This window comes from Georgfuchsia toluolica (assembly GCF_907163265.1).
Lineage (GTDB): Bacteria > Pseudomonadota > Gammaproteobacteria > Burkholderiales > Rhodocyclaceae > Georgfuchsia > Georgfuchsia toluolica.
This window is the reverse complement of record NZ_CAJQUM010000001.1, coordinates 1547848-1572576: the sequence shown is the minus strand read 5'-3', so window position 1 is coordinate 1572576 and position 24729 is coordinate 1547848. Positions and strand designations below refer to the sequence as shown.

Here is a 24729-nt window from a genome sequence, read left to right as displayed (position 1 = left end):
AATGACTGCGAAACTTAAATTATTCGGCATCTGCGTTGCTCTATCGATCGCGGGAACCGGCCAAGTCGCCTGGTCGGCCGAGGTGCCCGAAGGGACGGTGATTTCCGCCGCCAATATCGACAAGCTCAAGAGCGACACGTTCGAAGGCCACACCATCGGCAGCATGCTGACTGAAAAGATGGAATGGCGCATCCGCAACTCCGGCTGGAAACTGCCAATCTACCATTCCAGGGAAATTGTTCTGGACCCGAAATGGGTCAAGGCTTCGCAAGCCAACGTCGGACGGGCCAAGATCAACCCGCAGACACGCCAGGTCGAAGGATGGGAGGCCGGAGAGCCATTCCCGAATGTCAGCATGGCCGACCCGCAAGTCGCGGAGAAAGTGATCTGGAATTGGCACCTCGGCCAGTTGAAGGGCGACGTCGCGGCGGCGCCGGTTTGGACACAATTGGCGATCGATGGCAACAAAGGCATTCACGCTGAGCCCCTGGCTTCATTCATCCGCTACTCCAGCAAAGGTCGCTTGAGCGGCAGCAAATCGACCGAGGGCGACGGCAAGGAGTTGGGCCGGCAGATTCTGTTCTTCACGGCGCCCGCCGACATGAAAGGTGTCGGTACCTTCACCATAATGTATGACTCTGCTCAGGTGAATGACTCGTGGGTCTATATTCCGGCCCTGCGGCGAATTCGCCGGCTTTCTGGCGGGGCCTGGATGGATCCGGTTGGCAGTTCCGATCAGTTGCAGGACGACCTGGAAATCTTCAATGCGCGTCCTTCCTGGTATACCGGCTACAAAATGCTGGGCAAACGTTGGGTACTGGCCGTGGCGAACAGCAAGCAACAGCTGTGGAATCCCAACGGCAAGGCGTACGCAGAACGCTATCCCGTCCTGGAAAATGCAGCTCCATACTGGAACATGAACAACGATCGCTTCGAACCGCGCGAGGTTTATGTCATTGAGGCCACGCCGCCGAACGAGCATCCGTACAGCAAGAAGGTGCTGTTTGCCGATGTCAAGTATCCGCGCATCTACTACGCCGAGGCTTACAACCACAAGGGCGAATTCTGGAAGTTCATGGAATTTCACTCCTTCCAGGCCAAGGCGGATAACGGTTTCATGGATGTTCGCACCGCCGGAGGGGCCATCATAGACTTCTTGCGCAATCATGCGACGGTATTCCTGGTAGATACCTCAAAATGGAAAACCAATCCGATCGGATTCAAGTCCAGTGAAGTTTCGCTGGGTGCGCTTGAGGCGGCGGGACGCTAACCGGAATTTACGAAAAAAGGTAATCGGCGGCCGCACTTGTGCCGCTGGTTGCCAAAAGGTCTCCTCCTTGCGGCTTTGCTCTCCTCGTTGGCCAGCGAGCCGCATTTTTCTAAATTGTATGATTATCTATCAACATGGGATCCGTACTGACACCGATGCGGAAGAGAATCCACTCGAGGCCAATGCATGCCCCACGAGTCAATCCGAATCACATCATCAATCATGAATTCGGCGATCACTCGGCATAAGCTGAATGGGCTGGATGTCGATAGCGCGCGCGGGAGCAACCGCCCCCACGTAACTGAAGCGCTCCGACTTTCAGGTCGGTGAAGATACCTAACTGGTGGTTTGTTACGGAGATCATCCCGAAAACCGCTTCCCCTTACCGGCGGCTGCGTTCCCGCCACGGGTGATAAATGACAACAAAACCAATCAAGCGAATTTGCGTTGCGGGGGCCGGTACCATTGGCAGCCTGTTTGCAGGCCACCTCGAGAGCGTGGCAGTATCCACGGTGCTGGTCCGGCGCCAGGAGCATGCCGATCAGCTGAACAAAATGGGGCTCAGGGTCAGTGGCAAGACCAATCGGCAAGCCAAGGTGCTGGCGTCGACGAGTCCGGCTGATCTTGGCGATGTCGATCTGGTGATTATCGCCACCAAGGCCAGCGCGGTCGCGGAAACTGCCAGGACCATGACGGGGCACTTCCCCAATGCGCTGGTGATGACCGTCCAGAACGGTTTGGGCTGCGAGGATATCGTTGCCAAGCATGGCGATTGGCCGATTATTTCGGCCGTCACCTTCATGAGTGGCAATCGTCATTCCGACGTGCATGTCGAGTACGAACTCGACACCGCGACATGGATGGGTCCCTGGGCCAAGGGCCGCGCGACTTATGAACAGGTACAGCAGGTAGCTGCACTGGTCACGGCATCAGGCCTCAAGGCGCAAGCCTTCCCCGACCTGCTGCCGGCCCAGTGGTCCAAACTCATCTTCAATGCCACGGTGAACAGCGTCGCAGCCATCACCGATCTGCCTCACGTCAGGGCTTTCGCAGAACGCGGCGCGCTCACTGACCTGGGTCACCTGGTCCACGCCATGATGGACGAGGGCAAGTGTGTCGCCGCGGCGCTTGGAATCAAGCTGTTCGAGGATCCCTGGGAAATGAACGTCGAAGCGACGAGCCACGGGCAGACCGGCAACGAAGACTATGCTCATGCGCCCTCGATGCTCGAGGATGTGCGTGCCCACCGCCCCACCGAGATCGACTGGATCACCGGTTCCATTGTGCGCGCTGCGCGCGAAGCCAAGGTGCCGGTACCGATCAGCGAAACCCTGTATCGGCTGGTGAAGGCGCGGGAAGCCAGCTGGAAGATCAACAAGCAAATCATTGAACGGGTGACCAAATGAAAGTATGCATTATTGGATGTGGAGCAATCGGCAGTCTTTTCGGTGCGCATCTGGCGCGTTTGTCCGACGTCGAGGTGTGGGCCTATGATCCCAATACCGCGCATGTCGATGCCATCAACAAGTATGGCCTGCGCCTGACCGGCCTGGCCGACTTTGTTGCTCCGGTGCACGCACGCACCAATGCCCAGGAGATTCCCAAGTGCGACTTCGGCATCATTGCCGCCAAGACGCTGCATACCCGTGCGGCGATTGAAGCCACGGCGCACATCTTCACGAACGGCGCGGTCTGCTCGGTGCAGAACGGCGTCGGCAACGAGGAAATCATTGCCGAATACGTGCCGCGCGTGATTCTCGGCACGACTTTCCCCGCCGGTCACATCACGGCGCCTGGCGTTGCCAATCAAGATACCGGTGGCAAGACCTGGATCGGCCCATTTGGCCCGAAACCCGCTTCGATGGCGGAAGTCAACCAGCTTGCCGAGGCCATGAACCGCAGCGGCATGATCTGCCTGCCGATGGAGGACGCGCGTGGCGCGTTGTGGACCAAGCTGATTTTCAACTCGGCCTCCAACGCCATGGGCGCTTTGACGCGCTTGCCGCATGGCATTGCCTGCGAACAGGTCTGGCCGGTCATGTTCGCGCTGGCGCAGGAAGGTATCGCGGTGTCGAAGGCGCTGGGCATTACGCTCGATGGCGATCCCGTCGCGCTGTTGGAGTATGGCAAGAAGGTGGCCTACAGGCACAAGCCGAGCATGCTGCAGGATGTGCTGGCGGAGCGGGCCACCGAGGTCGATGCCCTGAATGGCGGCATTGCCAAGATCGGCAAGGAAGTCGGAGTGCCGACGCCATTGAACGATGCCATGGCCGTGATGATCAAGGGCCTGGAATTCTCCTGGACCCTGAAGGATTGAAAACCATGAAAACCTACATCAACCGCTTTACCCCCAGCAAGGCCGAAATCGGGCGCCGTTACAAGAACGTGCGCAACGCCATGCAACAGGCCGGGCTCGATTATCTGATTGTCAGCGGCAGTGAGTACACCGGCTTTGAAGGCGCCGTGCGCTATATGTGCGGCTTCCACATCCTGCATCGCTATGCCTATGTCGTGGTGCCGCTGGTCGGCGACCCGGTCGCGGTGTTCCCGCGCGAGGCCACCTGGGTCGGCGATCACTCGGCGACTTTCATCGACAATCGCGAGTTCCCGGCGCACTGCGGCGAATGGATGGCCGAATATCTCAAGGGCAAGGGTGCCAGGAAGATCGGCGTCTACGGCCTTGAGTACATCATGACCGTGCGTGACTATGCCGCCCTGCTCAAGACCGGGTTCGACCTGATCGATTTCGATATTCCGTTCGATTACGCACGCGCGCAAAAAAGCGAGGAGGAACTCGCCTCGGTGCGCAATTCCATGGCAATCAACAAGGCGGGCGTCCTCGCAGTGCTGAAGGCCTATCGGGAAGGCATGACCGAAGCCGAATTGATGGGCGTGGCCGAGGACTTGTTCGCCGCCGCCGGCACGGCGCGAAAGACCATGGACATGATTTGCGCGGGTCCCAACGGCTCGATCATGCCGCAGATGACTTTCCCGACCGGTCGCGCCATTGAAGATAGCGACGCCATGCTGTATGGCCTCGAAATCGCCGGAGAGGGCGGCCACTGGGTCGAATTCTCACGCGTCCTGGCGCCGCGCGGCATCGATGCCGTAACGCAGGAGATGTTCACCGCCTACCAGGAATTCCACGAACTCGCCAAGGCGTACATGAAGGCCGGCAATACGGCGGTCGATGTCCATCGCGCCTGTGTCAAGCCTTTCCATGATCGCGGCTACCGCCTCGGGCATGTGTCCGGCCATTCCATCGGCATGACCATGATCGAGATGCCGCGTATCGGCGAAGGCTACGATTTTGTCCTGCCGGAAAACATGGTGTGCTCCATGCATCCGCATATCATGACCGAGGATCGAAAGCATTCCTTATATTTCCAGGAAACCTACCGTGTTGGCAAGACGTGCGGCGAAGCGCTTTCCGGAGTACCGATAAAAGTCTATGGGGGCGGCGAGACATCGTTTTAGCCAGGAAAACGGGACAAATGAAACCAAGGGTGGCAATGATCTGTGATGAACAAAAGCAGAGAGGCTACAAAGGAGAGCGTGGTGGGCAAACTGGGTTGTTTTGTTTTCGCTGTGAGTCTACTAGCTTCGACAGTATCGGCAGGAACGGAAGCGCCGGTCGGGTTGGCACTTGAGATCGACAATGGCAAAGGAGTGCCCCTTAAAGTCAAGGCTGACCAGGCCTTCTACATCAACCAGATCGACATCCGCGCCCACCTCAAGGCGACGCGCGACGAAGGCATTGCCGGTCTGTCGAAGAGGGGTATGTTCGCCAACCTGCCGTGGACGGGTGCGAACATGGAGCAAGAGTTCGTGGACCAGCCCAATCCGGACGGGAGCTATACCCGGCGACGCTTCTACAGTGGCGCCGAATGGATGCGGCAGCCGGCGAGCTTCACCGTCACGCCGGTCGATGCCAAGGGCAAGGCAGTTGCGCCGGCGGTGACAGTGGACGTGGGTTTGGTCAAGGGTGCGCCGAACCGCGAGACGATGTTCATCAACCGCTTTCGCGCTATCCAGTGGGTGTCCGACTGCAAGTCCATGAGCGACTGCAACAAGGCGCGCAAGTTCGAGGAAGAGGCCTTGATCGAATTGCGTAATTCGCGCCACCCCGAGCAAACTCTGCGCCTGCCCGCCGGGACAGCGGCCTTGCAACTGCGCTGGTCATTGCGCCCATCGGTGACCTATGCCATCCCCGTGCAGCTGGTCGACAAGCCGGAGTTCAGCTACGGCTACAAGATTGCCATCGAGGCCCTGACGCCGCCGGGCGCCGACGGCAGCTACGCACCGGGTACGGCCATCACTTTCCAGCTGAGCCAGCTCGACGGGACCGGCAAGCGCTTGCATCCAGCAGGCTCTCTGCCGACCTATAACGACTTCCGCGCCGGTCGCGCCCCGGCCGGCCTGCAGTACTACCGCGGCTTCGACGAGCCGGCGGCGGCCTGGTACCGGCGCAAGCACCGTGAGCGCATGCTGATGGCGCAGATCATTGGCCCGGCCGATGCGCTGCAACCGATACGCAGCCTGGTGCAGCTCGAGGATTTCCTCGGCAAGAACGTGACGCAGAATGTCGGCAAGCCGGAACGCGATGGGCTCTATGCGGAGTTCCAGCTCTTCCCCCCTTCCAACGACTTGTTCGGTGGCGCCTTCGATCCCAGACACACCGGCTGGGCCGCACCGGTGAGCGACAAGTTTACCTTCCACGTGCCGGACAATGCCCGGCCAGGCACTTACCTGGTGACAGTCAAGGGCCGCCGCGTCTATCTGGGCGAGGACATCCCGGGGTCCCAGACCATCGAGATATTGGTTGGCACGACGCAGCGCGGCGAGCCGCGGTTGACTGTGACAAACTGCGCCAATTGCCACAAGGATGGTGGCGAGCTGGCGACGCTGTTGCACGGCAACGGCAACCTGGCAGCCTGCAATGCCTGTCATTCGCCTTTGTCCTTCGAGCCCGACAATGAGGCCTACGTGCGCATCCATTTCATCCACTCACGCAGCGAGCGCTTCAGCGCGCCGCTGAACCAGTGCTCGGCCTGCCATCGCGACGGCGCCAGCATCCAGCGCACGAGCAAGGCTGCCTGCCTGTCCTGCCACCGCAGCTACCCGGCGTCGCATGTGCAGAAGTTCGGCCCGGTGCGGAGCATCTACGTTGGTGGCGGCAACGAGTCCTTCGATCGTTGCGGCGAGAGCTGTCACACCACGCACAAGGGTAGCGGGTTATGAGAAATGGATTAACCCAGATCTTCAGGTGAGCTGAAAACGCCCCGCCAAACAAGATAGGCGTTCATTTATTATTCATTTTTGAATTACGGATAGCCAAAAATCCACATAGGACATCCAGCGGAGGGGCTTCGCTTAGGTCATCAGCCACAAAAGATAATCATAGCGTCATTTGAAATTATCGTGAATTCAGGAAGAAGCCGTTACGTAAGGTAGTCAACACCTTACCTCTTTCCTACATCTTGCGGAGAATATCGATCCGAAGCGGATTGCGAAAGTTTGCTCCATTGGCTGTCAAGTAAGTCTCGAATTTTCTTTTGACCGCGTCGTGTAATTGCATCGAGAGCTGATGGTTCGAATGCGTGACCCTAATGACACGCTCTTCAAACTGTTCGAAGCTATCAAAGTGTCCAGAGGTGTAGAAGAAACGTTGCCGGACAAGATGAAAGCAACCATCATCGACAGCTCTATGAACAGCAGAAAAGGCGGCTTCTCTAACCTCCTTCTCATCATGGAATAGACGCAGAACGTCGTTGAATTCGCCGGCATAGATGGGTTCTGAAATCCAGGCCAAGCCGTCCGGTTTCAAAACCCTATGAATTTCGCTGAGGGCAATATCCATCTTGTTGGATGGCACGTGATGAAGAGACTTAAACATCATCACAATGTTGAAGGTGCAATCTGCTGCCGGAATAGCCTCAGCCGCGCCTTGCTGAAAATTGACATTCGGCAGGTCACGTATTTGCTGATTCAGAGCATGCTGGATTGAATCCACTTCAAGAGCCAGGATAGAAGCAACCTTTCCCGATTTGGCAATGGTACGAGTCATTTCCGCCTTGCCACATCCGAGTTCAAGAATTTTGGCGCCCTCAAGTGGTAATTCAGCAGCAATAACGTCGTATTCGTCACAAAGCAGTTCTGTAGTAATGTCTGCAATCTTCATGGTTGCTCCGGGTTGGATTACTGAGAGACGTATCGGCTATGTCCGGGTCAGAGCTTCGACCAGAACCCAGAACGCCAGCTTGAACAGGTTCAGGTGGACAAGGTATTCACCGGCAAGGCGTCGGACAAGGACACCCAACGGCCAGAACTGGATGCTCTGCCGACCTTCGTGCGCGAGGGCGACCGCTTCGGCCTGCGCGGCCGCGATGGCCTCTTCGATCGGCGGCAGCAGGTTTTCGCACAGCAACAGCTTCGATTAGGACTGGCAACGCGAGTTTATTAATCATCGAGGACATCGCGCTGGTTGCGGCCAATATCGATGAGCAATGTCTTGTACGGTTTTGACCTGTATCGCATCGCGGGCTTGCTCCTCGGCGACAAAGGATTCATCCGCCCATCCTTGTATGAAGACTTGTCCCGGCAAGGGACCGATCTGCAAACGTCGTTGCGCGGCTGCATGAAGGAGTCGCGTAGCGTCCCTGCTGCTCCAAAGCGGACATTAAACGTTCGAGTGTCAGGTGTCAAGCAAATCAGCGACCACCACCAGGTCCCATTCCGCCGCCGCCCGGCCCCATGCCGCCGCCCGGCCCCATTCCTGCACCAGGACCCATACCCCCCCCGTTGACGGGTGGCTTGTCGGGAAGGGTCACCCCACGCGCCTTGGCGCGCTCCTTCATCTGCTCGTGATGCTCGTTGCGGATTTGTTCTCGCTCCTCGGCAGTGGTTGCTGCGCGGATCTTGGCGCGATATTCAATCCGCTCTTGTCGGGTCATGAGTTGGCTGCCGTAGACTTGCTCCTGTTTCTGCGTTTGAGCCTTTTCCTTGGCAGATTCGGTGTCGGCTGCCAATGCATATCCCGCAGACAATAACAATGCGCTTATCATGGCAGATAGAACTAACGTTTCTCGTCTCACGATTCACTCCTTGGTCAGGTTGACTGGAGAGCACAACCGCAACGCGCGGCGCCCGTCGTGCCTCATTGAGATCCATAGGGCTGTTACCAGCGCAAAACTTCATGAATCCGCATTTAAATATAGCTCGCCGCTTAACTGCGTACATTGATATTGATCACGTCCAAGGACGGACATGACGCGCAACGAGGGCGTTGAGAAACGCACCTCTTCGTGACATCGTGCTTATATTCTTACGGAATGGCTGCTATGCGGAGGTAGCACGCGAGCCTGCATCTTTTTGCAGGTGTGTTCGTCATCAATTGCAGTGGACGCGCTAATGGTGAGCAATATCACCTCCTGATCCGCTGGAGTAAAGTGGCTGGCTTACAGAATTGGTTGTAGCAGAACAGATAGGTTTCCAGATTTGTTTTTCACATCCCTGATGGGGCGCTTGCGCGGCGATTATTTTGGCCAAAATAGAACTGCGATTAGGCGGAAAGCATGAAGCTGTTGCTGGGTGACTACGTGAGATTAAAAGCTTTTTTTGCAGTGGGAAATATTCTGAGCCTGACCCCTTTAGCCTCTTCTCATCGGGGTGTACAGTGCGAGTGAAGACAACGCCACGGGCTTCATTCCCGGTTTGAGTGGCCAAGGCCTCAATCGCATCAGCGATCCTGGTCTGTGAGGTGACTATGGGGTCGCCGAATAAATCACAATTGAGTTGAGTAGATGCCAAGTTCGTTAATCCCGAGTTGCCATGAAGCCAGAGTATTAAATAACTGGTGGCTCGCTGGGTGAGCTAGGCTTGGCAGAAAATCGATTCGACGCTGAACCCATCGGGCGGCAAGTTAAGGCGGTAATTGAAGGAACTGTGAAAAAAGTTCACGAGCGTAGTGCTTGCCGAACAAATGCATCCTAGACGCAGCGAGCGCTAATATGACAATAAGAATTGCACAGGAGACAGGTTCTGCTACTTCAGATACTGGTGACAAGGCTAAGAGTACTAATGCAGTGGCGGCTAGCCCTCGGTGTAATCCATAATTTCCATTAAACATATCAACACGCCCAGCGCACTTTTTTGCTTCTACCACTGCATATACTTGACGAGTAACTCCCAACCAATCACCTGCAGGAATGTCCGCAAGATTTTCAGGAAGAACGAGATTTAACCGGCTTTGAATATCGCCATGAAGTTTTTTCATCTGAGATGAGCCAAGCAGAGTTCGTTTTCCAGTTCGTATCCAATCCGTTGGCATACCACCAATTATCTTCCACCAGACTTTTTCAACCCAGTTACCGACGGCTTGTATCAAATGCCCAGCAACGTAGGCGAATAACGTAAAAATACCAAAGCCACCTATAGATATTTCGTCGAGGTTTCCAACTGCAACCATTGCTGGCCAGAGGTATATAAGACCTACCAGAAAAAGCGTGCCCGGTACTAGGATTCCGGTGAATTCGTAGAAATCGAACTTTCTCAATTGGACACGCTATTTCTTGCTTATCCACACGAAAGCAGGGCCTGTGCCTTGTTTTGACATACGGATATATCCGTTATCTCGGGTGGTTAGGACGTATCTAGTTTCGCCATCAAAGAACTGAACTCCTTTGGCGTGTTGACGATACAAATGTGCGGTCTTTTGGGTCTCGTGTTTGATGGATTTATCCGAAAAGATTACGAGTTCTGGCGAGCAGAAATTGAAAAGTTCGGGAACATAGCCAGAATCACGACCATGGTGAGATGCAACAAATACGTTAACTCCTGTAAGCGCAGTACGAAAGTCACTTCTGGTCATCAGTTGACGCCAGCCTGCCTTCTCCATATCTCCAGGGAAAATAATTCCGAAGTCCTCGTACCGAAGAATTGTCACTAGACTTAGATTGTTCTCATCGTCAAAGCTTGGGTAGACGTTCCAGAAATGCCACATACTGACCCCGCCCAAGTCCAAGGGGCGTGCTACTGGAGCGACATAATGATTTCCTGCCATGTGAGCTAGCGTACCAATACCAAGCCCTGCGCCAGACTCAGACTTCAATGACAACAAATCCCGTGGTCTGACAGATGGATTCCGGATGAGCGTTTGAACTAATACACTTGACATTAGATTGGGGAAATCACTGACGTGATCTTCGTCGTAATTTGACACTACAAGCGCGTCGACTGCATGAATTCCTCGCGCCGGCAATGATTTGGATGGACGCCAATCTGTACTGGTGTTATGCCCACAATCGAAAAGCAAACGACAGCCATTGTCTGCCGTTAAAAGTGCACAAGCTCCGTGTTCAACATCGAATATTTCTATTTCCATTGTTGAGACTCCGTTGACTCATCAACCGCAACTCCCCACCGCCCCGCATGCCGAGCAGAAGTCGCAGCCGTCTTTTCTGATCACAGTCATGTTGCCGCATTCGGCGCAGAGAGAGCCCTGCATCACCTTGATGCCGCCTTTCTCGGGTGCGGCGCCCGGCGTTTCAAGGATGCCCATGTCGCGCGTCGGGTAGCCGTTTTCGTCGAGGATGCCGAGCATGGCGTAGCGGTGCTGGATCAGGCGCGCGATGTAGGCCACGGTGGAGGGCCAGTTCTGCTGTTTCTGCTGGCCGGGTACGCGCGCCATGAAGTCGCCGAGCGGTTCCGGGTAGTCGATCAGCTTCCGCAGCTTCATGCCGATCCAGGCCGGGTCGAGCACGCGCATGTCGAGCGAGAGCAGCTTGGTGAGGCCGTCGAGGGCGCGCGGGTAGTTGCCCGAGAGCCATACCGAGTAGGGCCGTGTCACGCCGTCGGGCAGAGTGATTTCCTTCAAGCCGAGAACGAATTCCTCGCCCGAGGCGGGATTGGAAATGTCGACCGTCCATGACAGCGTACCGTCGGTGCCGGTCTTCGGTTCGTCGCGGCTGAACATGGCGTCAAGCACGGGGGTCGGTCCTTCGCCTTCCAGTGCGCCGAGGCGTTCGCAGCGGTAGCGCACCGCCTGCGCAAAGGCCGAGACCACGCCGGGCACGAGCTTCTTTTCACCTATGGGCGGGAAGGGCATGTCGAAGGATTGCTCGCCGATGGTCCTGGCCAGCACATCGAGCTTGAGCTTCAAGAAGGCCTTGTCGTTGGCGCGCATGTCCATCGACAGCGTTTTGGCCACGGCGCCGAGGCCGCGCGGCTGTTCCGAACCGTTCACCCAGACTTCGAAGGGGACGCCGCGACCCATTTCGTTCTCGGTCTGGCCGACGAAAATGGCGAATTCGCCGTGCGGGGTTTCGATCATGTATGACCATGCCGTATTGCCATCGGCCATGCGGGGCCGGCCGGGCCAGCGCAGGCTGGCGAGTACGGGGGCGGGCAGGGCGCCGATGGAGAGGCGGCGGTTGGCGCTATCGATGGTGACGTCCTGCGGCAGTTTCTGTGCGTCCGTGCCCTTGGTGTCGGCGACGGAGAGCACGGCGCCGAGCACATTGTTGGGGCGGTAGGTGGCGAGTCCCTTGAGGCCGGATTTCCAGGCCGCCATGTAGAGGTCTTCGAAATTGGCGTAGGGATAGTCCTCGGGCACATTCACCGTCTTCGAGATCGAGGTGTCGATGTAGGGGGCTACCGCCGCGACCATTTCTTCGTGGGCCTGCGCGGAAATTTCCAGTGCGGTGATGAAGTAGTCGGGCAGCTTGTTCATGTCGCCGCCCATGTGTTTGTAGAGACGCCAGGCGTAGTCCTCGACTGCATATTCCTTGTGGGTGCCGTCGGCCATGCGCTTCTTGCGCGTATAGACCCAGGAGAAAGGCGGTTCGATGCCATTGCTGGCATTGTCGGCGAAGGCGAGGCTGATGGTGCCGGTGGGGGCGATGGAGAGCAGGTGCGAGTTGCGCAGGCCGTGGTGGCGGATCTGCTCCTTCAGTTCGGGCGGCAGGCGCGAGGCGAAATTGCCGCCGGACAAATACATATCGGCGTTGAAGAGCGGGAAGGCGCCGCGCTCGCGCGCCAGTTCGACCGAGGCGAGGTAGGCCCTGTCGCGCATGAACTCGGAAACTTTCGTGGCTTCGGCGCGGGCTGCGGCGGTGTCGTACTTGAGGCCGAGCATGATCAATGCATCGCCGAGGCCGGTGAAGCCGAGGCCGATGCGGCGCTTGGCGTGCGCCTCCTGCGACTGCTGTTCGAGCGGCCAGTTGGTGACATCGAGCACGTTGTCGAGCATGCGCGTCGAGGTGTCGATCACGCGCCCAAAGCCGTTGTAGTTGAAGCTCGCCTGGGCGGTGAAGGGATGTTCGACGAATAGCGTCAGGTTGACGGAACCGAGGCAGCAGCAGCCGTAGGGCGGCAGCGGCTGTTCGGCGCAGGGGTTGGTGGCCTCGATGGTTTCGCAGTAGTAGAGGTTGTTGTCCTTGTTCATGCGGTCGAGGAACAGGATGCCCGGCTCGGCATGGTCGTAGGTGGAACGCATGATCTGCTCCCACAGATCGCGCGCGGGCATCTTGCGATACACCCAGTAACCATCTTCGCGCTGATAGGCGCCGGCTTCCATCGAGTCGCTTGAAGGCTTGGCACGATGCTTGAGCTCGACGTCGCTGCCGGCTTCGACGGCGTTCATGAATTCGTCGGTAACACCGACCGAGATGTTGAAGTTGGTGAGGTCGCCGTGGTCCTTGGCGTGAATGAATTTTTCGATGTCGGGATGGTCGCAGCGCAATACGCCCATCTGGGCGCCGCGGCGACTGCCGGCGGATTCGACCGTTTCGCAGGAGCGGTCGAACACACGCATATAGGAGACGGGGCCGGAGGCGCGCGACAGCGTGCCTTTGACATGCGCGCCAATTGGACGGATGGAAGAGAAATCGTAGCCGACGCCGCCGCCGCGACGCATGGTTTCCGCGGCCTGTTGCAAGGCGGTGTAAATGCCGGGACGGCCTTCGACCACTTCCGAAATGGAATCGCCCACCGGCTGCACGAAGCAGTTGATCAGCGTGGCGCAAAGGTCGGTGCCGGCGGCGGAATTGATGCGGCCGGCCGGGACAAAGCCGTTTTCCTGCGCCTCGATGAAACGCGCTTCCCAATAGGCGCGCTTGTCTTCCGCTTCAATGGTGGCCAGTGCGCGGGCTACCCGTGCCCGTACCTCATGCACGTTGCGCTCAAGGCCCTTGGCATATTTTTCAATCAATACCTCGCCTGAAATTTCCTGCGGCAGCGGCAGGCCGAGCTGGCCGATTTGCGGTTGATCATGGGATTCCTCGGTGTGGTCGAAATGTGTGGTCATGTTTTTTTTCCGAAGAGAGAAATATGCGAATAGGCACGAAGCATACGCCCGCTTTTTTCGATATTCAAAAGATTTTTTTGCTGCATTAAAAAACAGGGACTTGCCACTATAGGTAGTCGCGGCAAGCTCTGTGCCACTAGATATAGTGGTTTTTTGCGGACTTTGGCGAAAGAGTAAGCTGCCGGTTTACCCCTTTATTTCCACGTCGCGGTGGACCGATTATTGACGTGGTTGACGTGGATCATTAATCCAGCCAATAACCCACAATAGCGCGGCTTCCAGGTGTTGTTGCGCCGCGGCAGAAAGTCCTGCGCCGAGTTCGAAGTCGATGCCGCCCATTTCGAGCAGCGTGCAGGGCGGTGGCGAAACGCCTTCAAAATCGACATAGGCCTGCAATACCGCGTGCGGATTCATGGCGTGCGTGCTGAAGCTGGCGTTGCGCACGGGTGCAATACGGCTGACGCGAAACGGTGCGCCGATGGCGCGGCTGGCATCGGCGAACAGCACGCGGCGGCGGCCGCGCAGGTCGAGCGCATGTTCCACCTGCAACTGGAAATCGGTGAGGCATTCGACATCAGGCAGCGCCAGCGCTTCGATACGCTCCGCCAGCAGAGAGCCCAGCGCGTCGTCGCCGCGGCTCGGGTTGCCCCAGGTGAAGATCAGGATTGGCTTTGTCATCTTGAATGCGTAAAACCTTTCACCATCAAGGCACAAAGGACACCAAGGTTCACCAAGTAAAACCGATTCTGAATTTCTTGGTGCTGCTTGGTGTTCTTGGTGTCTTGGTGGTAAAGATTCCTGTTTGGTCTCTTATCACTGTTCATGCTTTGGTTCTGCGATCAAGCAATGTGCCTTCCGCATCGACCAGACTGACCTCTAGCGGCATCTGCCCCAGCGCATGGGTGGCGCAGGAGAGGCAGGGATCGAAGGCGCGGATCGCGACTTCGATGTGGTTGAGCAGGCCCTCGGTGATTTCGCGGCCGTTGAGGTATTTCTTAGCCACCTCGCGCACTGCCGTATTCATTGCCTGGTTGTTGTTGGTGGTGGAGACGATCAGGTTGGCCATGGTCACCAGGTCGTTGTCGCCGACGCGGTAGTGATGGAACAGAGTGCCGCGCGGCGCCTCGATCACGCCGACGCCTTCCTTTTGCCGCTCGCCGCTTGCCACCAGGTCGGTGCCTTCCAGATCATCGTCATGGAGCAGATCCTTGATGGTTTCGGCGGCGAACAGCATTTCGATCATGCGCGCCCAGTGGTAGCCCAGGGTGGCATGCAGCGGCTTGCCGCCGGCATAGTCGACGAATTCGCGCCGCTGATGTTCGGCCAGCGGGGTCGGGATGCTGTCGCAGTTCTGCACTCGCGCCAGGGGGCCGACCTTGTACCAGCCGGCCTCGGGGCCGAGGATGGTGAAGAAGGGAAACTTCATGTAGCTCCAGGGCTTCACTTCCTCGGTAATGATCTGCTCATAGTTCTGGTAATCCACCTGGTCGAAAATGATCTTGCCGTCGACGTCGCGTGCGCGCAACGTACCGTGGTAGAGGTCGAGGCTGCCATCGGGAGCGACAAGGCTCATGAAGCTGGAGCGAAAGGCGCCGAAGGTATCGTAGAGGGCGCGGTTTTGCCGGTGCAGTTGTTTGATGATGTCTACCGCTTCCCGGCTCCAGGCCACCATCTGGTAGGCGTCCTTCATCAGTTCGGCCCGCTCCTCCTGCGACAGCGACTTGTTGACGCCGCCCGGCACCGAGCCGGTGCCATGCACGCGCTTGCCGGCCGTGATGCGAATGACTTCCTGACCAAATTTGCGCAGCAGGATGCCTTTCCGGGCGATATCCGGATAGCGCGCCGCGACGCCGACGATGTTTCGCTTCGCCACCTCGGAATCGAAGCCGAACAGCAGATCGGGCGATGCCAGGTAATAGAAGTGCAGGGCGTGCGATTGCAGGATCTGGCCGTAGTGCATGAGGCGGCGCATTTTTTCCGCGGTGGGCGTGAGCTGCCGCGCGCCGACCACGATGTCGAACGCCTTTGACGCCGCCAGGTGGTGGGACACCGGGCAGATGCCACACAGGCGCTGCACCATCACCGGCACTTCCCAATAGGGTCTGCCCTGAATGAAGCGCTCGAAGCCGCGGAACTCGACGATATGCAGGCGTACTTGATGCACCTGGTTGTTGTCGTCAAGCAGGATCGTTACCTTGCCGTGGCCTTCGACGCGCGATACCGGGTCGATGGCGACGCGGCGCAGATTGCGGGTGTCGGCGGCAGTTTCGAGTTCAGTCATGGGCTAAAACCTTTTAGCCACAGAGATCACAGAGAAAAAACAAAACAAAGCCAATCGGGTTTGTCTCTGTGACCTCCGTGTCCTCTGTGGCTCATGGGTTTGTCAGTCGTAATGCAGAAGCGGATGGCGCAGCGCGGGCGTGCGTCCGGCGATCAGGTCGGTGAGGAATTTCCAGATCGCATCGGCCGAGGGCGGGCAGCCGGGCAGGAAATAGTCGACCTTCACCACTTCGTGGATCGCGTGCACCTTGTTCAGCGGCAGCGGCAGTTCGGAATCGTTGGGAATGCGGCTGCCCGGCGCCAGGCCGGTACCGGTGACATAGACCTCTTCCAGGATCCCGCTCAACTGCAAATGGTTGCGCTGCGCCGGCAGGCCGCCGTTCACGGCACAGGCACCGATTGCAGCCAGCGTGCGGCAATGGCGGCGGAAATCGCGCAGCACATGCACGTTTTCCGCATTGCAGACGCCGCCCTCGATGAAGCCGAGATCGCAGTCGCCAAGTTGCTTGATGTCGTTCAGCGGCGAACGATCGAACTGCACCAGTTCCACCAGTTGCAACAGGCGCTCGTCGATGTCGAGCAGCGATGTATGGCAGCCGAAGCAGCCGGCGAGGCTGACGGTGGCGACACGGAACTTTCCCGTCATGTTTCGCCCTCCTCGACTTCGTGGATGGAGTGTACGTCGTAGCGGCGTTTGCCGATCGGGACCTTGAAGCCTTGGGCCTTGGGCAGGATGACGCCGACCGGACACGCGGTCATGGCACGGTCGGTGACGGCAAAGTCGGTGTCGGCCAGACGGCCGCTGGCGCTGTTGACGATCAGATGCGATTTGATGCCGCGCCCCGACAAGGCAAACACATTCTTGCCGTCCACGTCGCGGCTGGCGCGCACGCACAGTTCGCACATGATGCAGCGATTGAAATCGAGCAGCACGTCGGTGTGGGAGGCATCCACCGGACGGTCGGGGTAGAAATGATCGAAATGAGGCGTCATCATGCTAACATCATAGGCGGTGGCCTGCAACTTGCATGAACCGCTTATTTCGCAGGAGGGACAGAAATGGTTGCCCTCGACAAACAGCAACTGGAGCAGGGTGCGGCGCTTGTGGTCGAGTTCCAGGCTGTGGTTTTCCACGATCATGTTCGCGGCAGCCGGCGTGGTGCAGGCGGAAACGAAACGGTCGCCATGAGGGTCAAGCAGCTTGACCGTGCAAAGCTTGCAGGAACCGTGGGCAGCGAAGTCCGGATGCCAGCACAGATGCGGAATGTACTTGCCCGCGGCCTTGGCCGCCGCGATGATGGTTTGCCCTTCGGTGAAGGAAACCTCTTCGTTGTCGAGAAAGAAGATTTGTTGCGCGCTCATGAGTAAAAATCTTTTACCACCAGGGCACCAAGAGCACCAAGCGGCACCAAGAAATTCTTGAAAGGTTTTCTTGATGCATCTTTGTGTCCTTGGTGTCTTGGTGGCGGAGGTTCATGATTTCTCATCTGTCAAATGTGCCCCGGCGTCGTCGCGCCCGGTCATGCGCCGCGCCTCGGAAAGGGCATAGTCAAGGTCGAAGCGCGGCTCGAAATCGAGAGACTGGAGCCGCCGCTCAAAGGTGGGCTTGAATTTGTAGAGTATGTCGAACAGGGCTGTAGTTGCCGAGTTGCCCAAGCCGCAGTGGCTCGTGCCCTGCATCAGGCGGTGCATCTTGAACATCTCGTCGATATCGTAAGGCGAGCCGTGGCCGGCGGCGATCTTGTCGATCAGGCGCCGGTTGACCGCGGTGCCAACCCGGCAGGGAGTACAGAAGCCGCAGGACTCGTGGGCGAAGAAATGGACGAAATTGCTCACCACGTCGAACATGTCGCGGCCGTGGTTGAAGACCATGAAGGAGCCAGCGGTGGGCACGTCTTCATAGGCGATGCGGCGGCCGAACTCGTTGTCGGCCAGGCAATTGCCCGCCGCGCCCGAGATCTGCACCGCCAGCGTATTGAGTGCACCGGCATCGGCCAGCACTTCGGTGATGCTGATGCCAAAAGGATATTCGTAGATGCCGGGCCGCGCCACGTCGCCGGACACCGAGAGCAGTTTGGTGCCGGCTGAGCTAGCGCTGCCGATGGCGGCGAACCACGTGCCGCCATGCTTGGCGATCAGACAGGCGGCGGCGAGCGTCTCGACGTTGTTCACTATGGTCGGTTGATTCAGGTAGCCGTGAGTCACCGGGAAGGGCGGGCGGATGCGCGGCTTGCCCGGCTTGCCTTCGAGCGATTCAATCAATGCCGACTCCTCGCCGCAAATATAGGCGCCGGCACCGAGGCGGATATCGATGTCGAAGTCAAAGTCCTTGCCTTGAATATTTGTTCCCAACAGACCCGCGCTACGCCGTCGCGTCAACGCAGCCTCCAGCGGATCGAGCAGGTAACGGTATTCGCCGCGCAAATAAAGCAGCCCCTGCTTCGCGCCGATGGCAAAGCCGGCCAGCGTCATTCCTTCGAATACCATATCAGCATATGAAGTGAGCAGCACGCGGTCCTTGAAGGTACCCGGTTCGCCCTCATCGGCATTGCACACTACATAATGTTCTGCGCCCGGCGCAATGCGGCAGGACTGCCATTTCCGGCCGGTGAGGAAACCTGCACCGCCACGGCCGCGCAGCCCGGAGCGCTTGACCTCATCGAGAAATTCTGTCGCGCCGCGCGCCAGTCCCGCCGCCAGCGCTGCGCCGGGAGCAAGGTCGTAGTTGAGCAGGACGTCGCGGCGGCGGATGTTGTCTTCGATCCGGAACCAATCGGCAGGCCACTCGGCGACGGGAGTCTCGCTGCGGATCAGTTCCGCCATGGTGTCGATCCGATCGGAGGTGAGATTCGAGATCGCGCGGTAATTCACCAGAGCCGCCGGCCCCTGATCGCACAGGCCGGTACAGGACGTGGCATCCACGCTGACCAGTCCGTCTTCCGAGACGCGTCCCGGTTCCAGCCAGAGCTTGTTGCACAGGGCCTGCATCAACTCGCGATTGCCCAGCATGCGGTCGGTGATATTGTCGGAGAACAGCACCCGGTACCTGCCCAGGGGGCGGGTGTGGAAGAAACTGTAGAACCCTGCCGTACTCTCCACCCGCGCTCGTGGCCAGCCGATGGCCGTGGCGATGGTGTCAATGGTTTCCGGCGCCAGCCAGCCCAGCAAATCCTGCGTCTCGCGCAGGATTTCCAGCAGCCGTGTTCCATCGTGGCCGTGGCGTTCGAGGATGTGATTCAAATGTGCTGTCACCAGTCATGTCTCCTGATGGCGATTCAATGTCAGGCTAGCGCATTCAGGCTACGCGGGTATTGCGCGGAATCAACATGGAATTGAATCAGGTCAAAACCCGGAAGATTGGCGCCGATCCAAAAATATTTCTACAGGGATGGAAGAAACCCTGTGTCCCTGTCGTTCTCGATACAGGTAACGCGGATTGTCCGCGGCCTTTTACAAGGAGATTGACCATGAAATCCAGATATGTTTTGGCAAGTGGCGCGCTGGCCGGTGTCCTTGCTTTCTCCATTCCCACTTACGCAGGCCTGCTAGGCGGGATTGGCGGCGGTTCTTTGGGTGGCGGCGCATTGGGTGGTGCCGGGATTGGTGCCGGTGGCGGCTTTAACGGGATGGTGAACGAACGCCTCCCGGGCCTAAAGAATAAGCCAAGTGGTGAGGTCGGCGCGGCGGGCAACGCCAGCACTACGGCGCAGGGTGCCGCCGACGCCGGGAACGGTGGGAAGATCGGCGCAGACACAAGCGGTAATATCGCCGGCAATGTCAGCAGCACAGTCAACGGAGATGCCGGGCCACGCACCTCCAATCTGCAAAGTGCCACGCAAAAAGGCAGCGGGCTGGTTGATAAAACACACGGCGCCATCAACAAGACCAAGGGTCCGGTGGTTTCGAAAGTCCATGATGCTGGCGACGCGGCGAAATCCGCTGCCGATACCGCGCAAGGCGCCAGCGTGACCGCGGCTGGATCAGCGGCGGGCAGTATCGACACGGGTAGCAACGCCACTCTTGATGCTGCGGACTACACAGCGGGCAAGGGCAAGGCGCCGGCAGGGGCTGTGGCACGCAATACAGCCAACCACTCGACCAAGGCAGCAGCCGGTACTGCAAAATCGGCACGGGGCGTGCCTGATGCCGCGTCGTCGCGGGTGACCCGCACCGGCAGCAGGCCCGGCAAGGCGAGCAGCAATGCCGGATTGGAATCATCTGCTTCCATCGGGGCGCATGCTTCTGCCGGATCGTCGGGATCGGCCGACGCTGACATGTCCTCCAGCATGCGCTAACGGCTGCGGTATCGCACAGCGAGCCGTAGCATCACTGAGACTCATCGTCCCCCGCACAACGGGGACGATGAGTTTCTTCGTATTTGGAACTCATGCCTGTTCAGACCCTGTTGCCACGCTCTTGCTGTGAAGGAGATGCAGGGCGCTTACTTGCGCCAGGCGCGCTGCCGGGCCGACTGCTCCTCAGTTGCATCGAGCGGGCTGCCCATAATCGCGGCTTCCACTTCCCGCATGACGGCCGAGGGCATATCGCTTCCCGCCATACGATAAATGGCGGCAGGCGGTGCCGCTGCGGCCTGGGCCAAAACCTGCAGACGCCAATCCTTGCCGGTCCTGCATGCCAGTCCGGCGGAACCCTGCGCGAGCGCAAAAGTGCGGCAGTATTCGCCGCTCTTGGCCATGAAGCTGATGCCGATCCTGACTGGAGCATTGTCCGGTTGCGCGCTCTCCAGTTGCGCCGACAAGGCATGTTCCAGTGTGCCGCGCGCAACCATGCGGCCGTCCGCCATGGCGAATTGCACCGGTTCGATATCCGGACCACTGAAGCGGCCGGCAATGACGCCCACCACCAGACTTGCCGCAATCGCACCCCATTGCGGCCACGACCAGCGCCATACCGGCCGGCTGCGTTGCGCCTGGCGCTGCTGCGCGAGGTCGATAACCTCGGCCGCGCCGTGCTCCGCGCTTGCTGCGACAGCGTTCAGCAGGCGTACCGGCACTGTTTCGCGCAGCACCGGATCAAAGGCCGCGCGGATGTTGCCGGCCAGCGCCACATGACGTGCGACGCGACGCGCAAGCTCAGAATCCATGGCCATCGCGGCCTCGACAGCCGCGCGTGTATCGGCGTCCAGTTGCTGATCCACATAGGCCATCAGGGTTTCTTCGGAGAATTTCATGGCAGCCCCTCATGGCGCGTCTCTCCGCCGGAAAGAATCGCCTGCAAGATTTCGCGGCCGCGCGAAAGGCGGCTGGTCAAGGTGCCGACCGGAATGTTCAACACCTCGGCCGCTTCCTTGTATGGAAGTCCTTCCACCAGGACCAGACCGATGGCCAGGCGGTGATCGTCGCTCAGTTGTTCCATCGCCTTGCGTACCGCCATCGCATTGATATGCTGCTCGTTGTACGACACGTCGATATGCTCGCCTTCTTCCTCGTGGGAGAAAACCCTGTTGCGTCTTGCCCGCGTTCGCACTTCATCGATCCATGCATTTTTCATTATCCTGAAAATCCAGCTGTCCAGCCGCGACCCCGGCTGCCATTGATCGGTGCGCCTCAAGGCGCGCTCGACGGCCACCTGAACCAGATCATCCGCATCCTCGCGGTTGCGGGTGAGCACGCGTGCGAACCGCCGCAGCCGTGGCAACAATCCGGCGATATCGGCACGCGGGTCTTCGACCGTATCTTTCATGTGTTAACGATAAAACGAATCACACAGGGATTTTCTTCCATGGCCCGTTCGTTTGGCGTATATATGGACATCATTATCTGCTCTTCCGGCATGAGAACACACCGTCTCGCATCCTCCGCCGAAACGTCCGGCACTTCCTCGGCACGCGCGGCGGCGCGCTGGATGCTGCTTGCCTGCTTGCTGGCGGCAGGCTCTGCGCGTGCGCAACTGCATTTACCCCCCTTGCAGATGCCGACGCTGCCGCTTAACGTCCCGTCGGACATCGGCCCGGCATCGTCCCGAGCCACGACCGGCCTGGAGCGACTCGACTTGCAGGGCTCGCGGCTGCGCAAAAATAGCGATCTCCTGCGCCGGTATGGCGGCAGGCTGGAACCCGATCCCAACGGCAATCCGGTGATCCGCAACGAGATCGTGGCTTACCTGCCATCTTCCGCCCTGCTCGAAAAGGCGCGAGCGGAAGGCTTCAACATAATCCGGCAGCGCGCGCTGCCGGAACTCGACGCGGGCACCGTCGTGTTGCGCCCGAAGGAGGGCGTATCCACATTGGACGGACTCAAGCGTTTGCGCGAACTGGCGCCGGACGACGCGTTCGACTTCAATCATCTTTATGGCGAAGGCGGGCTGACCACGCTGGCAGGCAGGGGCGCCGCTACCGCGCCGACCGCCGCGCCGCAGGCCGCTACAGCCAATTTGTACCGCAGAATTGGCCTCATCGATGGCGGTGTCGATGGCAACGTCGATGCATTGAGGGTGGCTCGCATTCAGCGCGACGGTTGCCGCGGGCGCACGGTAGTCAGCGCGCATGGCACGGCAGTCGCCTCGATCATGGTGGGCAGGGCGGCGCGATTTCACGGCGCCGCGCCGGGGGCGGAACTTTATGCCGCCGACGTCTACTGCGCTGAACCCACGGGCGGATCAGTCGATGCGATTGCCAATGCATTCTCATGGTTGGCGGGCCAACATGTCCCGGTCATCAATGTCAGCCTGGTCGGGCCGCCCAATCGAATCCTCGAACGCATCGTCGCCAGCATGATTGCGCGCGGGCATCTCATCGTGGCCGCGGTAGGCAATGACGGTCCGGCGGCGGCTCCGCTCTATCCCGCGTCGTATCCGGGTGTCATCGGGGTCACGGCGGTCGGTGCGGCAGGGTTGGTGCTGCCTGAAGCGGCACGCGGGCCGCAGGTAGCCTTCGCCGCTCCAGGTGCCGACATGGTGGCAGCGAATATACCACATGGGTATGCCAGCGTTCGCGGTACTTCGTTTGCCGCACCCGTGGTGGCGGGGCTGCTTGCGCTCCTGATCGACGAGCCTGGGCATACAACGGCACGGCAGGCGCTGGCGCAGCTTGTTCGTGGCGCAACCGATTTGGGGCCTCCCGGCAAGGACCCCATCTATGGCTACGGACTCGTCGGCAAGGAAATCCGCGTTGCGCCTTCACAATGAGACGCTACGAAGGTAATGCCGTCTGCCGGCAAGGATTTCACCCATGCACGAACTCTGTTTGGTCGAAAGCGTTGTGAGTTTATCGAAGATACGGTGCTGGGCGAGAACTTTGTGCGGGTGAAGACCGTATTTATGGAAATAGGCCGGCTCTCCTGCATGGCGCCGGATGCCCTGCGTTGCATTCGATTTTGCGGCGCGCGAGTCTTGCCTTGACGGGGCTGGATTGGAGATACACGACATCGACGGTGCGGGCGTATGTCCGTCCTGCGGCGCGAGCGTAGCGAAGGAAACGACGTACGATTGTTGTCCGCAATGCGGTGCGCATCCGTTCAAGATGTTGCGGGGCATGGGAATGCGGATTGTAGAATTGGACGGTGATAGTGACGATAGGCACAGCCTGCGGTTCCTTTTTTTCAGGCTGTTGCGACAGATGAGATTTGTCTCGATCCTCTGACGCCACCAGGTGGGCCGAGTAGTAGGCACTCGTGTTCAATGCTCACGCGACAGGGGGAGCTTTACCCTTTGTCTTTATGCAGGTATTTCATCAAGTAATTTCCCCAATATATGATCTAGAACAATATACGAGGAAAAATTGGCAGCATAATCCTGCCCGGCTTGAAAACTAAAAAAAGAGAACAGAAGGCAAAAAAACTTTATTGAGCCGCAGTGTTTATTAAATGAAGTCATGCAATTTTGTCAGACCAAAAACAATCCTCTTGAGGTTGCTATCATGCCCGTCGCCGTGTCCCGCCGCCGCTTCATCACTTTCGCCGCCGCTGCCGCCGGCCTGCCCTTACTGCTAAAAGCGGGCAGGGCCAAGGCCCAGTTGGCGCAATGGGAGGGCACAGCCCTCGGAGGGCCGGCCTCGATCCAGCTCTACCACGCCAACGAGGCTGTCGCGCAACAAGCCATTGCCGCGGCACTGGCTGAATTGCGCCGTCAGGAAGCGATCTTCAGCATATATCGCCCAGATAGCGCGATTTCCCGGCTCAATCATCAAGGCAAACTCGATAATGCCCCGGCTGACCTGATGACCATGCTGGAGCGTGGGCTATCCCTGGCAAAGATCAGCGACGGCATTTACGATCCGACCGTGCAGCCGCTTTGGAATCTCTATTCCAACCATTTTGCTGCCGCCAACCCCGACCCGGATGGACCATCGGCGCGCGAGCTTGCCGCGGCCCTGGCATTGGTTGATTGGCGCCAGGTCGAGGTGGATCGCGCCTCCAGCCGTATCGCCTTCGCTCGTCCCGGCATGGGCCTGACTTTGAACGCCGGCGCCCAAGGCTACATTACCGACCGTGTCGCCGACCAATTGCGCGCACACGGCTTCGATCGCATGCTGGTGGACATGGGCGAGCCGCGTGTCTTTTCAGCCAAGCCCGATGGTTCGGCCTGGCGCATCGGCATAGCCAATCCGGTTGCCCGGACCGAGACGATCACCAGTCTCGACGTGGTCGATAGATGTGTCTCCACCTCCGGTGGCTACGGCACCGTTCTCGACAAGGCGGGACGCTTCACTCACATCTTCAACACGCGCACCGGCGGGACGGCGCCGGCCATGTTCAGCGTCTCGGTGGTAGCCAAATCCGGTTTTGCCGCCGACGGCCTGTCCGCCACCATGCTGATGGCCCCGGTCGACAAGCGTCAGGCGATTCTCAAGGCCGGCGGCGGTGAACAGGCGATATTCGTTACGCCGCAAGGTGTCGTTGCCACAGTGAAGGCCTGA

General features: G+C 58.8%; 22 protein-coding genes. 9 read left to right on the top strand and 13 right to left on the bottom strand.

The window, feature by feature from the left end; all coding sequences use genetic code 11:
* Position 1: 1 nt before the first annotated feature.
* The 5 genes from K5E80_RS07395 to K5E80_RS07375 all read left to right on the top strand — a co-directional run bounded on the left by K5E80_RS07395 (position 2) and on the right by K5E80_RS07375 (position 6511).
* Positions 2-1270, top strand: coding sequence for a DUF1329 domain-containing protein (locus K5E80_RS07395; protein ID WP_220634841.1), 1269 nt, complete (start codon positions 2-4; stop codon positions 1268-1270).
* 416 nt (positions 1271-1686) lie between these two features.
* Positions 1687-2676, top strand: coding sequence for a ketopantoate reductase family protein (locus K5E80_RS07390; protein ID WP_220635545.1), 990 nt, complete (start codon positions 1687-1689; stop codon positions 2674-2676).
* Positions 2673-3587, top strand: coding sequence for a ketopantoate reductase family protein (locus K5E80_RS07385; RefSeq protein WP_220635544.1), 915 nt, complete (start codon positions 2673-2675; stop codon positions 3585-3587). Before K5E80_RS07390 ends, K5E80_RS07385 begins: the two co-directional genes overlap by 4 nt.
* 5 nt (positions 3588-3592) lie before the next feature.
* On the top strand, positions 3593-4747 hold the full coding sequence (locus K5E80_RS07380) for a M24 family metallopeptidase (protein WP_220635543.1): 1155 nt from the start codon (positions 3593-3595) through the stop codon (positions 4745-4747).
* 45 nt (positions 4748-4792) lie between these two features.
* On the top strand, positions 4793-6511 hold the full coding sequence (locus K5E80_RS07375) for a cytochrome c3 family protein (RefSeq protein ID WP_220635542.1): 1719 nt from the start codon (positions 4793-4795) through the stop codon (positions 6509-6511).
* Between the two features lie 232 nt (positions 6512-6743).
* On the opposite strand, the gene K5E80_RS07370 is transcribed toward K5E80_RS07375, so the two are convergent.
* The 11 genes from K5E80_RS07370 to K5E80_RS07320 form a co-directional block, all read right to left on the bottom strand.
* Positions 6744-7451, bottom strand: coding sequence for a class I SAM-dependent methyltransferase (locus tag K5E80_RS07370; RefSeq protein ID WP_220635541.1), 708 nt, complete (start codon positions 7449-7451; stop codon positions 6744-6746).
* A gap of 36 nt (positions 7452-7487) precedes the next feature.
* The gene (locus K5E80_RS17160; RefSeq protein WP_425514534.1) at positions 7488-7697 is read right to left on the bottom strand and encodes a hypothetical protein; all 210 of its coding nucleotides are present in this window, start codon (positions 7695-7697) and stop codon (positions 7488-7490) included.
* 283 nt (positions 7698-7980) lie between these two features.
* The gene (locus tag K5E80_RS07360; protein WP_246590907.1) at positions 7981-8364 is read right to left on the bottom strand and encodes a hypothetical protein; all 384 of its coding nucleotides are present in this window, start codon (positions 8362-8364) and stop codon (positions 7981-7983) included.
* Between the two features lie 827 nt (positions 8365-9191).
* Positions 9192-9824, bottom strand: a complete 633-nt coding sequence (locus K5E80_RS07355) for a hypothetical protein (RefSeq protein ID WP_220635540.1) — start codon at positions 9822-9824, stop codon at positions 9192-9194.
* A gap of 9 nt (positions 9825-9833) precedes the next feature.
* On the bottom strand, positions 9834-10652 hold the full coding sequence (locus K5E80_RS07350; RefSeq protein ID WP_220635539.1) for a ComEC/Rec2 family competence protein: 819 nt from the start codon (positions 10650-10652) through the stop codon (positions 9834-9836).
* Between the two features lie 21 nt (positions 10653-10673).
* The gene (locus K5E80_RS07345; protein ID WP_220635538.1) at positions 10674-13574 is read right to left on the bottom strand and encodes an adenosylcobalamin-dependent ribonucleoside-diphosphate reductase; all 2901 of its coding nucleotides are present in this window, start codon (positions 13572-13574) and stop codon (positions 10674-10676) included.
* A 219-nt stretch (positions 13575-13793) separates the two neighbouring features.
* Positions 13794-14252, bottom strand: a complete 459-nt coding sequence (locus K5E80_RS07340) for a hydrogenase maturation protease (protein WP_220635537.1) — start codon at positions 14250-14252, stop codon at positions 13794-13796.
* 142 nt (positions 14253-14394) lie between these two features.
* A complete protein-coding gene (locus K5E80_RS07335; RefSeq protein ID WP_220635536.1) occupies positions 14395-15855 on the bottom strand; it encodes a Ni/Fe hydrogenase subunit alpha in 1461 nt (486 codons plus the stop codon).
* 102 nt (positions 15856-15957) lie between these two features.
* A complete protein-coding gene (locus K5E80_RS07330; RefSeq protein ID WP_220635535.1) occupies positions 15958-16500 on the bottom strand; it encodes an NADH-quinone oxidoreductase subunit B family protein in 543 nt (180 codons plus the stop codon).
* Complete coding sequence (locus K5E80_RS07325) at positions 16497-17216, bottom strand: 2Fe-2S iron-sulfur cluster-binding protein (RefSeq protein WP_220635534.1); 720 nt, start codon at positions 17214-17216, stop codon at positions 16497-16499. The genes K5E80_RS07330 and K5E80_RS07325 overlap by 4 nt, the downstream gene beginning before the upstream one ends.
* A gap of 111 nt (positions 17217-17327) precedes the next feature.
* Complete coding sequence (locus tag K5E80_RS07320; RefSeq protein WP_246590906.1) at positions 17328-19106, bottom strand: NAD(P)H-dependent oxidoreductase subunit E; 1779 nt, start codon at positions 19104-19106, stop codon at positions 17328-17330.
* A gap of 215 nt (positions 19107-19321) precedes the next feature.
* On the opposite strand from K5E80_RS07320, the gene K5E80_RS07315 reads away from it, so the two are divergent.
* Positions 19322-20149: a hypothetical protein gene (locus K5E80_RS07315; protein ID WP_220635533.1), complete on the top strand. Its 828-nt coding sequence runs from the start codon at positions 19322-19324 to the stop codon at positions 20147-20149.
* 146 nt (positions 20150-20295) lie between these two features.
* On the opposite strand, the gene K5E80_RS07310 is transcribed toward K5E80_RS07315, so the two are convergent.
* Both K5E80_RS07310 and K5E80_RS07305 read right to left on the bottom strand, forming a co-directional pair.
* Positions 20296-21045 carry an anti-sigma factor family protein gene (locus K5E80_RS07310; RefSeq protein ID WP_220635532.1) on the bottom strand — a complete coding sequence of 250 codons (750 nt, stop codon included), beginning with the start codon at positions 21043-21045 and terminating at the stop codon, positions 20296-20298.
* Complete coding sequence (locus K5E80_RS07305; protein WP_220635531.1) at positions 21042-21557, bottom strand: RNA polymerase sigma factor; 516 nt, start codon at positions 21555-21557, stop codon at positions 21042-21044. Before K5E80_RS07305 ends, K5E80_RS07310 begins: the two co-directional genes overlap by 4 nt.
* Positions 21558-21596: 39 nt before the next feature.
* Here K5E80_RS07305 and K5E80_RS07300 point away from each other — a divergent pair, with 39 nt between their 5' ends.
* The 3 genes from K5E80_RS07300 to K5E80_RS07290 all read left to right on the top strand — a co-directional run bounded on the left by K5E80_RS07300 (position 21597) and on the right by K5E80_RS07290 (position 24729).
* A complete protein-coding gene (locus K5E80_RS07300; RefSeq protein WP_220635530.1) occupies positions 21597-23000 on the top strand; it encodes a S8 family serine peptidase in 1404 nt (467 codons plus the stop codon).
* Positions 23001-23166: 166 nt separating this feature from the next.
* Positions 23167-23454: a hydrogenase/urease maturation nickel metallochaperone HypA gene (locus K5E80_RS17155; protein ID WP_220635529.1), complete on the top strand. Its 288-nt coding sequence runs from the start codon at positions 23167-23169 to the stop codon at positions 23452-23454.
* 276 nt (positions 23455-23730) lie between these two features.
* Entirely contained in the window at positions 23731-24729 is a 999-nt protein-coding gene (locus tag K5E80_RS07290; RefSeq protein ID WP_220635528.1) for an FAD:protein FMN transferase, read from the top strand.